Here is a 14,612-nt window from a genome sequence, read left to right on the forward strand (position 1 = left end):
ACCGCTCAAGACAAGGTGGCGGTACGCAGAACCGCCAATTCTACTTTGCAAATGAACCTAGTGCGCGTACGCCCTGCTTTTTGTGGTGGGGGAGCTTGCTGTGGTGAGGGAGCAAGCTCCCTCACCACAGCAAGCTGTCTCGCACTCATTGAGGTGTCTGGCGAAGTTAAACGTCGCGCATCAAAAGGCCGAAACGCAGGTCCATCTCCGCCGGGATCGGCAAATACACCGTATGCCCGTCACCCGGCGCCACCGCGATGGCCTCGCCCTTGGCGTTGTGCAATGAGCCCAGGTCAAAGTGGAAATTCCCCGCCGGGGTCATCAGTTCCAGGTGATTGCCCACGGCAAAACGGTTCTTGACCTTGACCTCGGCCAGTTCGCCGCGCCGTTCACCGGTCAGTTCGCCGACGAACTGCTGGCGTTCGGACACCGAGCTGCCGTTCTGATAGTTCTGATACTCATCGTGCACGTGCCGGCGCAGGAAACCCTCGGTGTAGCCGCGCTGGGCCAGGGATTCGAGGTTGGTCATCAAGCCCCGGTCAAAGTCGCGCCCGGCCACCGCGTCATCAATCGCCTGGCGATATACCTGGGTGGTGCGGGCGCAGTAAAAGTGGGATTTGGTGCGGCCTTCGATCTTCAACGAGTGCACGCCCATGCGCGTCAGCCGGTCGACGTGCTGCACCGCCCGCAGGTCCTTGGCGTTCATGATGTAGGTGCCGTGTTCATCTTCGAAGGCGGGCATCTGTTCGTCGGGGCGATTGGCCTCCTGCAGCAGGAACACCTGGTCGGTGGGCGCACCGAGGCCCAGGGTCGGCTCGGGCGCATAGTGCTGCACGATGTCGCCGGCGGCGTTTTCCACCGCAGGCGTCGCCCGGTATTTCCAGCGGCAGGCGTTGGTGCAGGTGCCCTGGTTGGCATCCCGCTTGTTCATGTAGCCCGACAGCAGGCAGCGCCCGGAATAGGCCATGCACAGCGCACCGTGCACAAACACTTCCAGCTCCATGGCGGGGACTTGCTGGCGAATCTCGTCGATTTCCTCCAGTGACAACTCCCGGGACAGGATGATCCGGCAGATGCCCTGCGCCTGCCAGAATTCGACGCTGGCCCAGTTCACCGTATTGGCCTGCACCGACAGGTGGATCGGCATGTGCGGGAAGTGCCGGCGCACCAGCATGATCAGGCCCGGGTCGGACATGATCAGCGCATCCGGGCCCATGGCGATCACCGGGGCAAGGTCCTTGAGGAAGGTTTTCAGCTTGGCGTTGTGAGGCGCTATGTTGACCACCACATAGAACCGCTTGCCCTGGGCCTGGGCTTCCTGGATGCCGAGGGCGAGGTTGGCGTGGTCGAACTCGTTATTGCGCACCCGCAGGCTGTAGCGCGGTTGCCCGGCGTAGACGGCATCGGCACCGTAGGCAAAGGCATAACGCATGTTTTTCAGGGTGCCGGCGGGGGCGAGCAGTTCGGGGGCGATAACGGGAGGCATGGGTTCGGGTCGCAAAAGGGCGGCAGGGTAGCCGGGCCGGGTGCGCAGTTTATTGATCCAGGTCTAATAAGTAGGGCACTCGCGGGATTTGCAGTGGACTAAACATCAAGGCGCACATGAGCGCCTGGTGTTTTAGACATGGACCGAACATGAACCAAACCAACCTGCAATTCAAAACCCTGCTGTTACTGCTCGCCCTGGTGACCATCGCGTTTATCTGGATTTTGCTGCCGTTCTACGGCGCGGTGTTCTGGGCGGTGATCCTGGGGATCATCTTTGCGCCGATGCAACGGCGCTTCCAGCAACGTTTTGGCTGGAACCGCAACCTGACATCCCTGGCAACCCTGACGGTGTGCCTGATAATTGCGATTTTGCCGGTGATCATCACCAGTGCCTTGCTGGTGCAGGAAGGCGCGACGCTTTACAAGAACGTCGAGAGCGGCAAGCTCGACGTTGCCGGGTATATCGAGCAGTTCAAGAACTTCCTGCCACCGTATTTCCAGCATCTGCTGGACCGCTTCGGCATGGGCAACCTGGAAGGCCTGCGGGAGAAGATCGTCAAGAGTGCGATGCAGGGCAGCCAGTTTTTTGCGACCCAGGCGTTCAGCTTCGGCCAGGGCACGTTTGATTTCCTGGTGAGTTTTTTCATCATGCTGTACTTGCTGTACTTCCTGCTGCGCGATGGCCCCGAGCTGGTGCGCAAGGTGCGCACCGCGGTGCCGCTGGCCGAACCGCAGAAGCGTCGCCTGCAATTGAAGTTCAACCGGGTGGTGCGTGCCACGGTGAAAGGCAACGTGCTGGTAGCGGTCACGCAAGGCGCGTTGGGTGGCTTGATCTTTTGGTTCCTGGACATTCCCAGCGCGTTGCTCTGGGCGGTGTTGATGGCTTTTCTGTCGCTGCTGCCGGCGGTGGGCGCGGGGATTGTGTGGGGCCCGGTGGCGGCATATTTCCTGCTGAGCGGGGCGATCTGGCAGGGCGTGGTGCTCGGGTTGTTCGGGGTATTTGTGATCGGGCTGGTGGACAATGTGCTGAGGCCCATCCTGGTGGGCAAGGACACCCGCATGCCGGATTACCTGATCCTTATCTCAACCTTGGGTGGCCTGTCGATCTTTGGCTTGAACGGCTTTGTCATCGGGCCACTGATTGCTGCGTTGTTCATGTCCAGCTGGGCGCTGTTTGTGGAAACCAAACCGCGGGTGCAACTGCCTTAGGCATGAAAGCAATGCGCCATTTTGACCGACAGGGCCTGGGCGGCCGGTAATGAAGTGAGTGGGCCGCTGATGGCTTCGCCATCGCGTACCAGGTACCAGCAGGCGAGTAGACCCAGCTCCCGGAGAGAGGCGGGAACGGCACTGCCGATGACAGACATGATTTGAATAGTGGGCATGATGACCTCCGATACGCTATGGAGGTGACATTACGGTGCGTAGGCCTTCAGGGAAAATCAACCTGCTCGATAGTCGACATCACTGTTATCGAGCGACCCTCAGTCAGTCGACCACCTGGTCGAGCATATGCACCACTTCCTGTTCACTGAGCAGGCCCTTGCGCACCAGGTTTTCCGTCAGCAAGGACAGGAACTTGGCGTTGCGATGGCCTTCCAGGGCCTTGAGCTCCGTCAGTACGCTATAGACCTTGCTCGAGGTGCAGAGGCCGGCGGTGCGATGTGGGTTTTGCGTGGGCATGGGCAATCGTCCTTGTTGTTATTGGTCGGACAGTGTTGATAGTGGAAGCCTTTTGAGACACAAACATGACAGCGCAGGCCCCGTTCGGGCAAGCGCCTATTGAGATCAATGATGTGGGATTTGGCCACAGCCATTGTCCTTATAACGACCTTGGCGAGATTTATTCAGACCTGCAGGCCAAAAAAAGGCCCCGCTTTTAGGGCGGAGCCTGTTCAGGTGTATCAGTTGAGGCTTACCAGCCGCGACCGTAATAGCCGTGTGGAGGGCCGTAGTAGCCGCGCGGTGGGCCGTAGTAGACCGGCGCCGGGCGGTAATAAACCTGTTGTTGCACATACACAGGCGGTGGCGGTGCGTAGTAGACCGGCGGCGGAGCGGCATACACCGGCTGCGGCTGGACATACACCGGTTGTTGCACGTAGACCGGCCGCGATTGGCTGGCGACGATCGAGCCGCCTACCACTGCACCAACAACGGCTCCCAGTGCGAGCGGAGCACCCCAACCACCACCGTGGGCGGAGGCCTGTCCTGCCATAGCGAGTGCGCCGATCAGCAAGGCGATCTTGGGGAGTTTACGAATCATGGTCATTCCTCGGTTAGCCCCTGCGCTCATGGTCTGCAATCAATCGACTCAAGGATTGTCGCGGGGATACTTTTAAGACAGCGTATTTCTAAAAAACAGCACAGCCGATAGGTAAAGGTTGTGTAAGGTCTGTATCGGTTGGCTTACACAAGTGGCCGGGCACAGTGCGTATGATCCATGACAACCCGCCGGCGCGGGTATTCCGTCTATCCGAAACCGCCTCTGGAATGGCTTCAAGGAGTTACCGATGCAGATGAACCCCAACAAGGACACCCAACTGTGCATGTCACTGTCGGCGCGCCCCGGGAACTTTGGCCTGCGCTTTCATAACCACCTGTACGAGCAGTTGGGGTTGAATTTCTACTACAAGGCCTTCAGTAGCCAGGACCTGCCGGGCGCCGTCGGTGGCATTCGGGCCTTGGGCATTCGGGGTTGTGGCGTGTCGATGCCGTTCAAGGAAGCCTGTATTGCCCTGGTGGATGAGCTGGACGATTCGGCGCGGGCCATTGCGTCAATCAATACCATCGTCAACACCAACGGGCATTTGAAGGCCTACAACACCGATTACATCGCCATCGAGCAACTGCTGCACAAGCACCAGGTGCCCAAGGACTCGACCTTCGCCCTGCGCGGCAGCGGCGGCATGGCCAAGGCGGTGGCCAGTGCCTTGCGCGATGGCGGCTACGCCAAGGGCGTGATCGTGGCGCGCAATGAAGAAGCGGGCCGGGCGCTGGCCCAGAGCCTGGGGTATGAGTGGCAGGCGCAGTTGGGTGCCTTGCGCCCGCAGATGCTGGTCAACGTGACGCCGATTGGCATGACCGGAGGGGCGGAAGCGGATCAGTTGGCGTTTGAAGCTGACGCGGTTGATGCGGCCGAGACGGTCTTCGATGTGGTGGCGATTCCCTCGGAAACCCCACTGATCCTGCGTGGACGGGCCCAGGGCAAACGAGTGATCACCGGTTTGGAAGTGATCGCCATCCAGGCGTTGGAGCAGTTCGTGCTGTACACCGGCGTGCGGCCGACGGATGAACAGTTTCAGGCGGCGGTGGCATTTGCCCGGAGCTGAGCATCACCGCTGGCGGTGTGGAGAGTGAGCTTGCTGTGGAGGGTGAGCTTTTGTGGCGAGGGAGCTTGCTCCCGCTGGGTTGCGCAGCAGCCCCAAGAAAATGGGAGCGCTACGCACTCCAGCGGGAGCAAGCTCCCTCGCCACAGCAAGCTCCCTCGCCACAAAAGCTCCATCACCACAGAAGCCCACTCACCACAAACATTACTCGAGCCGCGAAAGGCGCTCTTCCAGCGCCGCAATCCGCGCTTCCAGCTCTTCGATACGCTCCAGGGAAACCCCACTTCCCGCACCACGCTCCACCGGATTCCCACGTGCCGCCAGGATCGCTTCAATGTCCGCCGGGTCGCCCAGGGCGTGCATGTACCGATCTTCCCGCTGCCCCGACTGACGCGGCACCAACAACGCCAGCCCACGGGCAATCAGGCGTTCCAGTTGATGCACCACCTGCTCGGCGTCTTCAAAGTCATGCATGCGCCCGCTGCGGGTCAGCAGTTCGTTGACCGTCTGCGGCCCCCGCAGGAACAGCAACCCGCTGAGAATCACCTGGGCCGGCACCAGCTCCAGCGCCTTGTCCACCCGATGCTCCCAGCGGTCGGCGCGGCTGCCCATCACCAGCCGGGTAAACCCGCGGCCTTCCAGGGCCCGCAGGCTCTGGCCAACCTGGCCCTGGCTGAGGTTCATCACCGGTTCGCGGCTGGTTTTCTGGTTACAGGCGATCACCAGCGCGTTGAGGGTCAACGGGTAGGTTTCGGGGCTGGTGGCCTGTTTTTCGATCAGGCAGCCAAGGATGCGGATTTCCGTGCTGTTCAGGCGCGGTTCTTCGGAAGTGGTGTCGTGCTCGGTGGTCATCGCGCTTTCCCTAATGCAGTGAGCTCACTAGCCTAATCCTGAAAAAATAAAAGACAAGCGGCGCCGGTGTCCGGCATGTCTATAATCGCGGCTGTTTCAAACCCTGCCACAACTGTCGAGACTGTCATGACTATTTCCCTGTACGCCGCTTCCCTCCCGGTCTTCAAGCAAATGCTCAACGCCCTGAGCGATGTGCTGAACAAGGCCGAGGCCCACGCCACCGCCAAGAACATCGACCCGAACGCCTTCCTGCAGGCACGCCTGTACCCGGACATGTTCCCGCTGGTGCGCCAGGTGCAGATCGCCGTCGACTTCGCCAAAGGCGTTTCTGCCCGCCTGGCTGAAATCGAAGTTCCGAAATACGACGATACAGAAGTCACCTTCGCCGACCTGCAAGCGCTGATCGCCAAGGTCCTGGCGTTTATCGACACCATCACCCCGGCCCAGGTCGACGGTAAAGAAGGCATCGAGATCATCACTCGCCCTGGCACCCCGAAAGAGAAGCGCTTCAGCGGCCAGTCGTACCTGCTGAGCTACGGCCTGCCGCAGTTCTTCTTCCACGTCACCACCGCTTACGCCTTGCTGCGTCACAACGGCGTGGAAGTGGGCAAGCGCGACTACATGGGCGCGTTCTAAGCCTTGTAATAAAAAAGCCTGGGGCGGTTCATTCACGAACTGCCCCGGGCTTTTTTTGTGCGCGCAAGGTCTACGCGGCTTGTTCTTCCTTGCCCAGGCACGCGGCAGCGGTGAACAACACATCGGTGGACGAGTTCAGTGCGGTCTCCGCCGAGTCCTGCAACACGCCGATGATGAAGCCGACGGCCACCACCTGCATGGCGATTTCGCTGGGAATGCCGAACAGGCTGCACGCCAGCGGGATCAACAGCAGCGAGCCCCCGGCAACCCCCGACGCGCCGCAGGCACACACCGCCGCGACCACGCTGAGCAGCACGGCGGTGGGGATGTCCACGGCAATGCCCAGGGTGTGCACGGCGGCCAGGGTCAGCACGGTGATGGTGATGGCTGCGCCGGCCATGTTGATGGTGGCGCCCAGCGGGATCGACACCGAGTAGGTATCTTCATGCAGGCCCAGGCGCTTGCTCAACGCCAGGTTGACCGGAATGTTGGCCGCCGAACTGCGGGTGAAAAACGCGGTGATCCCGCTTTCCCGCAGGCACATCAGCACCAGTGGGTAAGGGTTGCGGCGCAGCTTCCAGAACACGATGGCCGGGTTGATCACCAGCGCGACGAACAGCATGCAGCCGATCAACACCAGCAGCAGGTGTGCGTAGCCCAGCAGGGCGCCGAAGCCGGACGTGGCGAGGGTCGAGGCCACCAGGCCGAAAATCCCCAGGGGCGCGAAGCGGATCACCATGCGCACGATCAGCGTGACGCCGTTGGACAGGTCCCCCAGTACGGTGCGGGTGGTGTCGCTGGCATGGCGAATGGCGATGCCCATGCCGATGGCCCACGCCAGGATACCGATGAAATTGGCGTTCATCAGCGCGCTGACCGGGTTGTCCACCACGCTCAGCAACAGGCTTTGCAACACATCACCGATACCGCCGGGAGGGCTGACGGCCACATCGTGGGTGGCCAGCACCAGCGAGGAGGGGAACAGCGTGCTGGCGATCACCGCGACCACGGCGGCAGCGAACGTGCCCAGCAGGTACAGGAACAGGATCGGGCGGATATGGGTTTCCTGGCCGTGCTTGTGGCTGGCAATCGAGGCCATCACCAGCACAAATACCAGGATGGGCGCGACGGCCTTGAGCGCCGAGACAAAGACCTTGCCAATAAACCCGGTGGCTTGTGCGACGTCGGGTAACAGCAGGGCCAACAGGATACCGGCGATCAGGCCGATGACAATTTGGGTGACCAGGCTGATAGACATCAGGCGTTGAAAGAGGGGAGGGGCAGCAGTCATAAAAAGGTTGTCTCTGGTTTTTTTAATAGATGCAGCTAGGCAGCATGAATCTGGCAGGGGCGAAGTCTAACATCTGTAGGAAACGTCTAATCCGGGTGCGGCGTTCCGTCACCACGATGGGACACATTCTGTTAACATTGCCCATCCTCTTATTTCTTCTCTATCAGCGGGCCCTCCGGGCTGTCGTTGATGTCGCTGTTTTCTGGAGTTTTTGATGTTGTTTCCGATCCTGCTGTTGTCGGCAGCCGGTTTTACCGTGCTGACCACAGAGTTCATCATCGTCGGCCTGTTGCCTTCCATCGCCCGGGACCTCGATGTAAGCGTGTCCCAGGCCGGGTTGCTGGTGACGTTGTTCGCCTTCACCGTGGCGGCGTTTGGCCCGTTCCTCACCGCATATTTCGCCCGGTTCGAGCGCAAGCGGCTGTTTATCACGATTCTGATCATGTTCGGCCTGGCCAACACTCTGGCGGCGATCGCGTCGAATATCTGGGTCATGTCCCTGGCGCGCCTGATTCCTGCCTTGGGATTGCCGGTGTTCTGGGCCCTGGCCAGCGAGACAGCGGTGGACATTGTGGGGCCGGACTTCGCCGGCCGCGCGATTGAAAAAATCGGCTTCGGCATCGTGTGTGCCACGGTCTTCGGGATCCCGGTGGGCACGCTGATTTCCGATATGTTCGGCTGGCGCACCGCCTTTGGCATTCTTGCGGTGGTGGCGTTCGCCAAGGCCCTGCTGCTGTTTATCTACCTGCCGAAGACCCGGGCAAAGAACGACCAGGTCAGCCTGCGCTCGCAGTTCAAGATCTTGCGCAGCCCGCTGATGCAGGGCCATATCCTGCTGTCGATCCTGGTGTTCAGCGGGATGTTCACCGCCTACACCTACCTGGCAGACATTCTCGAACGCCTGGCGGGTTTTGACGGCACGGTAGTGGGCTGGTGCCTCATGGGCTTTGGCGCGGTCGGCCTGATCGGCAACTCTTTGGGCGGGCGCATGGTCGACCGTCATCCGCTGATTGCGTCGATGGTGTTCTGCGGTTTCATGATCGCCGGCATGGTGGCGCTGGTGCCCGCCATCCATTCCACGATCGGGTTGGCGGCGGCGATGGCGGTATGGGGCGTGACCCAGGCGGCATTGTTTCTGGTCAGCCATGTGCGACTGATGAAGGCCGCACCCCATGCGCCGGCGTTTGCCGCCTCGTTGAACATTGCCGGGGCCAACCTGGGTATTGGCCTGGGGGCGCTGGTGGGCGGGCACGTGATCGACACCCTGGGCCTGGGCAGCCTCGGGTTTGCCGCGGCGGGCTTTATCCTGTTGTCGATCCTGCTGGCGCTGTGGCTGATGACCGCCAAGACCCGCGCCGTCTGCGCCTGAGCCTTCAGGGCAGGGAAGTGAACAGCTCCCGTCTGGCACCTTCGGTAATCGCCACGATGCCGGGGTGCTTGACCTTGCGCTCCACCGAGATTGCATAAAACGACTCGGTCACCGCATCCGTCTGGCCGATCAGCGCCACGCCATACTGGCGTTCCACTTCGTCGGCAATCACGCTCGGCGCGATGAAAATCCCGCTGCCGGATTGGCCAAAGGCCTGCATCAACGCGCTGTCGTCAAATTCCCCGACAATCCGAGGCTGGATCTGCTGCTCGGCAAACCAGCGCAGCAAACGGCTGCGCACCACCGTCTCCGCCCCCGGAATCAACAGCGGCGCACCCTGCAGGCATTGTGGGAAATCGCTGCGATGCTGGTCAGCCAATGCCTGGGTTGCGAAAAAGCTGATGCCGCATTCCCCGAGCTTCTGGCTGTAGCCCTTGATGTCCAGGTGCGGCGGCATCGGGCTGTCGGAGATCACCAGGTCCAGGCGCTGGATCGCCAGGTCCGCCAGCAAGCGTTCGAGTTTGTCTTCACGGCAGGTGATGCGGATCGGCTCGCTCAACTCCATGGTTGGCGCAATCAGCCGATAGACGATGGACTTGGGCACCACATCCGCGACGCCAACCCGGAACAGGATCTGCTGCTCATTGGGCTGGGTGCGCAACATCGCTTCAAGCTCATTGCCCAGCTGGAACATCTGCTCGGCATAGGGCAGCGCCTGGCGCCCGGCTTCGGTCAGCTCCAGCTGGCGCCCGACCTTCTGGAACAATGCCACGCCAAAGGTCTGTTCCAGCAGGCTGATCTGCCCGCTGATGGTCTGCGGCGTGAGGTTCAGTTGCTCGCAGGCGCGCACGATGCTGCCGGTCTTGGCGACGACCCAGAAGTAGTGCAGTTGTCGGTAATTGAGCATGGCGGCCAATACTTCGTGAAAACCGAAGTATAAACGAAAAAAATACGAATTTTCCTGAAGTGTTACCCTGCATAGAATGCGTCGCTATCGAGGGGCCACTACTTGGACCCGACGGTTCTAACGAGGAACGCATCATGAAACTCAATTCCCTGGGCGCAACGGCGTTACTTGGGCTTTCATTAGTCATGCTCAGTGGCTGTGACCAAGCGGAAAAAAGCGCGCAACAACTGCTGGGCAAGGCCACCGAGTCGGCCAAGCAAGTGATTGACGACACCCACCAGGCCGCCGAACAGGCGTTGAGTGACGCGACCAAGGGCTTGATCGCACCGCCGCAAGGCAAGCCGGACAAGCCGGAACAGGAAGACAGCAAGCCTGAGTCCACCTCCCAAGAAACCTGATACCCGCACACAACACCAGGAATGACCTATGGATTACCTTTTACAACTGGCCGCCAGCCCGACCGCGTGGATCGCACTGGCCACCCTGATCGTCATGGAGATCGTGCTGGGGATCGATAACCTGATCTTTATCTCGATTCTCACCAACAAGTTGCCGGTGAAGCACCGGGCCAAGGCCCGCCGCATCGGCATCAGCATGGCATTGATCCTGCGTCTGGGCCTGTTGAGCACCATCGCCTTTATCGTGCAGCTGACCGAGCCGGTCATCGACATCCTGGGGCAGTCGTTCTCCTGGAAAGACATGATCCTGATCGCCGGTGGCCTGTTCCTGGTGTGGAAGGCTACCACCGAGATCCATCACAGCATGGACCCCGAGAAGGAGCATGTGGACACCGGCGCGCCGAGCGTGACCCTGGGCTTCGCCTCGGCGATTGGCCAGATCCTGCTGCTGGACATGGTGTTTTCCATCGACAGCATCATCACCGCCGTGGGCATGACCGAGCACTTGCCGATCATGATCATTGCCGTGGTGGTCTCGGTGATCGTGATGCTGGTGGCGGCCGAGCCGCTGGCCAAGTTCATCAACGACAACCCGACCATTGTGATGTTGGCCCTGGGCTTCCTCATCATGATCGGTATGACGCTGATCGCCGAAGGTTTCGGCGCCCATGTGCCAAAAGGCTATGTGTATGCGGCCATGGCGTTCTCGGCGGCTATCGAATGCCTGAACATGATGCGACGCAACCGGCATAAACGGCTTGCTGCCAAACACTAAGGGCTGAACATAAAGGCCGACTGCATGCAGTCGGCCTTTTGCTGTCTGCTAGAATCCGCCCACTTGACGCCTTGAGGGATACCCATGAACGAGCCGATTCGCCTGACCCAATACAGCCACGGTGCTGGTTGCGGTTGCAAGATCTCACCTCAGGTACTGGAAGTGATCCTCGCCGGCAGTGGCGCACAGAACCTCGACCCCAAGCTCTGGGTAGGCAACGCTTCGCGCGATGACGCGGCGGTGTACGCCATCGACGAGGAGCGCGGCGTGGTGTCCACCACCGACTTTTTCATGCCGATCGTCGATGACCCCTTCGACTTCGGCCGCATTGCCGCCACCAACGCCATCAGCGATATCTATGCGATGGGCGGCGATCCGTTGATGGCCATCGCGATTCTCGGCTGGCCGGTCAACGTGCTGGCTCCGGAGATTGCCCGGGAAGTGATTCGCGGCGGCCGTTCCGTGTGTGACGCTGCCGGGATTCCCCTGGCCGGTGGCCACTCCATCGACGCCCCCGAGCCGATCTTCGGCCTGGCCGTCACCGGGCTGGTGGAAAAGCGCCACATGAAGCGCAACGACACCGCCACCGCCGGTTGCCAACTGTACCTGACCAAACCCCTGGGCATCGGCATCCTCACCACGGCCGAGAAGAAGGGCAAGCTGCGCGAGGCCGACGTGGGCCTGGCCCGTGACTGGATGTGCACCCTCAACAAACCCGGCAGCCGTTTTGGCAAGCTGGCCGGTGTCACGGCCATGACCGACGTCACCGGTTTCGGCCTGTTGGGCCACCTGGTGGAAATGGCCGACGGCAGCCAATTAACTGCCCGCATTGAATACGAAAAAGTCCCACGCCTGCCCGGGGTTGAGTACTACCTGGAACAGGGCTGCGTCCCCGGCGGCACCTTGCGCAATTTCGACAGCTACGCCAGCAAGCTGGGGCGCCTGAACGAACTGCACAAGCGCGTGCTGTGCGACCCGCAAACCAGCGGCGGGCTGCTGGTGGCGGTCACCCCCGAAGGCAATGCCGAATTCCTCGCCGTGGCGGCGGAGCTGGGCCTGAACCTTGAGCCGATCGGCGAACTGGTTGAGCGACAGACCAACGCGGTAGAGGTGTTCTGATGCCCATCGACATCACCGATTACCGCGATATCTTTCTCAACGACCGGCCGATGATGGATACCCGCGCGCCGATCGAGTTCATCAAGGGCGCGTTTCCCGGGGTGGTCAACCTGCCGTTGATGACCGACGACGAGCGCGAACGGGTGGGCACCTGTTACAAGCAGCAAGGCCAGCAGGCGGCCATTGTTCTCGGGCACGAACTGGTGTCCGGGGCGATCAAGGCCGAACGTATCGAACACTGGGCGCGTTTTGCCCAGGCCAATCCGGATGGTCTGCTGTACTGCTTTCGCGGCGGGATGCGTTCGCAGATTGCCCAGCAATGGTTGAAAACCGAGGCGGGTATCGACTATCCGCGAGTGGGCGGTGGCTACAAGGCCATGCGGACTTTCCTGCTCGACACGGTTGAAAGCGCCACCGCGCAATGCGACTTCGTACTGTTGGGCGGCATGACCGGTACCGGCAAGACCGAAGTGCTCGGCCAGTTGAACAACGCCCTGGACCTGGAAGGCCACGCCAACCATCGCGGTTCCAGCTTCGGCAAACGCGCTACGGCGCAACCTTCCAACATCGACTTCGAAAACCGCCTGGCGGTGGACCTGCTGAAAAAGCGCGCCGTCGGTATCGAGCAGTTTGTGGTCGAGGATGAGAGCCGCATGATCGGCAGCTGCGCGCTGCCGTTGCCCTTGCACAAAGGCATGCAGGGCTTCCCGATGGTCTGGCTGGAAGACAGCGTTGAAGGCCGGGTGGAGCGCATCCTGAAGGATTATGTAGTGGACCTCTGCGCCGAGTTTGTCGCGGTGTTTGGCGACACTGGCCAGGAACTGTTTGCCGAGCGCCTGACCCAGAGCCTGGCCAATATCCACAAGCGCCTGGGCGGCGAGCGGTTTGCGCGGTTGCACGCGATCATGCAGGAAGCATTGGCAGAACAAGCCAGCAGCGGCGCGGTGGATTTGCACCGCGGCTGGATTGAAGGGCTGTTGCGTGAGTACTACGACCCGATGTATGCGTTCCAGCGGGAAAGCAAAGGCGCACGCATCGAGTTTGCGGGAGAGCAAGCGGCGGTGGTGGAGTATTTCCGGGACAGGCTCGCTCGGCGTAAGTAATTGATTGAGTTGGCCGGCCTCTTCGCGAGCAAGCCCGCTCCCACATTCGACCGCGTTTATCCTGTAGGAATGCGGTCGAATGTGGGAGCGGGCTTGCTCGCGAAGAGGCCCTCGAATTCACTCGATCACTACAGAATAAACGCCCCGATCAGCCCACACACCACCCCCATCAGCATCGTCAGCCCGGCCACGGTCACCAGTACCCGCGCATCGAAATCCTTGCGCAGCATCAGCAGCGACGGCAGGCTCACGCTCGGCAGCGTCATCAGCAAGGCCACGGCCGGGCCGGTGCCCATGCCGAGGGTCATCATGGTCTGCACGATGGGGATTTCGGCGGCGGTCGGGATCACGAACAACGTGCCGACAATCGCCAGCGGCACCAGCCACACCAGGCTGTTGGCCATGGCGCTGTCAACGTGGGGAAACAGCCAGACCCGCGCCGCGCCGAGGATCAGCACCGCCAGGATGTACACCGGAATCGTGCTCCAGAACAGCTGCCACAGGGTGCGCAGCCAGCGGGTCAGGAACGGTTCGGTTTCGGCATGGCTGGCCTGGGCCACGGCGTCGAGCGCGGCTTCCGGTACCTGCTCCGGCCGCGCGATGCGTTGCGCCACCAGCGAAACACCCACCACCAGCACGATCCCGGCCACCAACCGCAGCGCGGTAAAGCCCCAGCCCAGCACAAATCCCATGAACACCAGTGTCGCCGGGTTCAGCACCGGGTTGGCAATCCAGAACGCCAGCGCCGCGCCGACCGAGACTTTCTGCCGACGCATACCGGCCGCCACCGGAGCGGCGCAGCAACTGCACATCATCCCCGGCAGGGCGAACAGCCCGCCACGCAGGGTAGATCCCAGCCCGGCACGGCCAAACAGGCGCAGCAGCCAGTCCCGTGGGATCAGCACCTGCAGCAATGAGCCGAGAATGACCGCCAGCACCGCAGCCTTCCAGATCGCCAGGAAATACACCTGGGCATAGGCTAGCGCGGCGGCCAGTGGCGCGCTTTGCTGGTCGTTGAGAATCGAGGCGCCGATGCTGTGGTTGTCTGCCGCGATAAACGCCTTGGCGTAGTAGGGCGACCATTTCACGTAGTAGAGGCCGACGCAGGCCACCAGCAGGAACAGCGCTGGTTTCCACCAGAAGGACCAGCCCCGGGCAGGCTGGGTGGAGGAGAGGTTGGACATGTAGATGATCCGCAGGTGAGTCAATAGCGCAACATCATACGCTGTACAAGGCCGCCTCCGAAGCACTGTGGCGGGGGGGGGGGGGGGGGGGGGGGGGGGGGGGGGGGGGGGGGGGGGGGGGGGGGGGGGGGGGGGGGGGGGGGGGGGGGGGGGGGGGGGGGGGG

At 61.5% G+C, this 14,612-nt stretch carries 16 protein-coding genes; 8 read left to right on the forward strand and 8 right to left on the reverse strand.

The window, feature by feature from the left end; all coding sequences use genetic code 11:
• Positions 1-166: 166 nt before the first annotated feature.
• Complete coding sequence (gene yegQ / locus ACIOMR_RS15150) at positions 167-1,486, reverse strand: tRNA 5-hydroxyuridine modification protein YegQ (RefSeq protein WP_177123082.1); 1,320 nt, start codon at positions 1,484-1,486, stop codon at positions 167-169.
• Between the two features lie 149 nt (positions 1,487-1,635).
• Here yegQ and ACIOMR_RS15155 point away from each other — a divergent pair, with 149 nt between their 5' ends.
• Positions 1,636-2,697 carry an AI-2E family transporter gene (locus ACIOMR_RS15155; RefSeq protein WP_401194990.1) on the forward strand — a complete coding sequence of 354 codons (1,062 nt, stop codon included), beginning with the start codon at positions 1,636-1,638 and terminating at the stop codon, positions 2,695-2,697.
• On the opposite strand, the gene ACIOMR_RS15160 is transcribed toward ACIOMR_RS15155, so the two are convergent.
• The 3 genes from ACIOMR_RS15160 to ACIOMR_RS15170 form a co-directional block, all read right to left on the reverse strand.
• Positions 2,694-2,873 (reverse strand): hypothetical protein, encoded by a 180-nt coding sequence (locus tag ACIOMR_RS15160; RefSeq protein ID WP_003211225.1) that lies wholly within the window; start codon positions 2,871-2,873, stop codon positions 2,694-2,696. The genes ACIOMR_RS15155 and ACIOMR_RS15160 overlap by 4 nt on opposite strands.
• Before the next feature lie 103 nt (positions 2,874-2,976).
• On the reverse strand, positions 2,977-3,171 hold the full coding sequence (locus ACIOMR_RS15165; RefSeq protein ID WP_003211226.1) for a hypothetical protein: 195 nt from the start codon (positions 3,169-3,171) through the stop codon (positions 2,977-2,979).
• 232 nt (positions 3,172-3,403) lie between these two features.
• Positions 3,404-3,757, reverse strand: coding sequence for a hypothetical protein (locus tag ACIOMR_RS15170; RefSeq protein WP_008435927.1), 354 nt, complete (start codon positions 3,755-3,757; stop codon positions 3,404-3,406).
• A gap of 241 nt (positions 3,758-3,998) precedes the next feature.
• Between ACIOMR_RS15170 and ACIOMR_RS15175 the strand changes: the two genes are divergently transcribed.
• Complete coding sequence (locus ACIOMR_RS15175) at positions 3,999-4,817, forward strand: shikimate 5-dehydrogenase (RefSeq protein WP_401194995.1); 819 nt, start codon at positions 3,999-4,001, stop codon at positions 4,815-4,817.
• A gap of 201 nt (positions 4,818-5,018) precedes the next feature.
• On the opposite strand, the gene ACIOMR_RS15180 is transcribed toward ACIOMR_RS15175, so the two are convergent.
• Entirely contained in the window at positions 5,019-5,666 is a 648-nt protein-coding gene (locus ACIOMR_RS15180; RefSeq protein WP_003211232.1) for a YceH family protein, read from the reverse strand.
• Between the two features lie 126 nt (positions 5,667-5,792).
• On the opposite strand from ACIOMR_RS15180, the gene ACIOMR_RS15185 reads away from it, so the two are divergent.
• Positions 5,793-6,302, forward strand: a complete 510-nt coding sequence (locus ACIOMR_RS15185) for a DUF1993 family protein (protein ID WP_003211233.1) — start codon at positions 5,793-5,795, stop codon at positions 6,300-6,302.
• A 70-nt stretch (positions 6,303-6,372) separates the two neighbouring features.
• Here ACIOMR_RS15185 and sstT read toward each other — a convergent pair whose 3' ends face one another.
• Positions 6,373-7,593, reverse strand: coding sequence for a serine/threonine transporter SstT (gene sstT, locus ACIOMR_RS15190; RefSeq protein ID WP_401194999.1), 1,221 nt, complete (start codon positions 7,591-7,593; stop codon positions 6,373-6,375).
• 214 nt (positions 7,594-7,807) lie between these two features.
• On the opposite strand from sstT, the gene ACIOMR_RS15195 reads away from it, so the two are divergent.
• A complete protein-coding gene (locus tag ACIOMR_RS15195; RefSeq protein WP_008435923.1) occupies positions 7,808-8,962 on the forward strand; it encodes an MFS transporter in 1,155 nt (384 codons plus the stop codon).
• 4 nt (positions 8,963-8,966) lie between these two features.
• On the opposite strand, the gene nhaR is transcribed toward ACIOMR_RS15195, so the two are convergent.
• Complete coding sequence (gene nhaR, locus ACIOMR_RS15200) at positions 8,967-9,869, reverse strand: transcriptional activator NhaR (protein WP_401195002.1); 903 nt, start codon at positions 9,867-9,869, stop codon at positions 8,967-8,969.
• Positions 9,870-10,003: 134 nt separating this feature from the next.
• Between nhaR and ACIOMR_RS15205 the strand changes: the two genes are divergently transcribed.
• The 4 genes from ACIOMR_RS15205 (at position 10,004) to mnmH (ending at position 13,264) form a co-directional block, all read left to right on the forward strand.
• A complete protein-coding gene (locus ACIOMR_RS15205; protein WP_023658942.1) occupies positions 10,004-10,267 on the forward strand; it encodes a hypothetical protein in 264 nt (87 codons plus the stop codon).
• A gap of 28 nt (positions 10,268-10,295) precedes the next feature.
• The gene (locus ACIOMR_RS15210; protein ID WP_087694101.1) at positions 10,296-11,042 is read left to right on the forward strand and encodes a TerC family protein; all 747 of its coding nucleotides are present in this window, start codon (positions 10,296-10,298) and stop codon (positions 11,040-11,042) included.
• Positions 11,043-11,126: 84 nt separating this feature from the next.
• Positions 11,127-12,161, forward strand: coding sequence for a selenide, water dikinase SelD (gene selD / locus ACIOMR_RS15215; RefSeq protein WP_003211248.1), 1,035 nt, complete (start codon positions 11,127-11,129; stop codon positions 12,159-12,161).
• Positions 12,161-13,264, forward strand: coding sequence for a tRNA 2-selenouridine(34) synthase MnmH (mnmH, locus tag ACIOMR_RS15220; RefSeq protein ID WP_401195006.1), 1,104 nt, complete (start codon positions 12,161-12,163; stop codon positions 13,262-13,264). Before selD ends, mnmH begins: the two co-directional genes overlap by 1 nt.
• Before the next feature lie 128 nt (positions 13,265-13,392).
• On the opposite strand, the gene ACIOMR_RS15225 is transcribed toward mnmH, so the two are convergent.
• Complete coding sequence (locus ACIOMR_RS15225) at positions 13,393-14,448, reverse strand: permease (protein ID WP_401195009.1); 1,056 nt, start codon at positions 14,446-14,448, stop codon at positions 13,393-13,395.
• Positions 14,449-14,612 lie beyond the last annotated feature (164 nt).

It is taken from the genome of Pseudomonas sp. NPDC087814, from assembly GCF_044742865.1.
Classification (GTDB): domain Bacteria; phylum Pseudomonadota; class Gammaproteobacteria; order Pseudomonadales; family Pseudomonadaceae; genus Aquipseudomonas.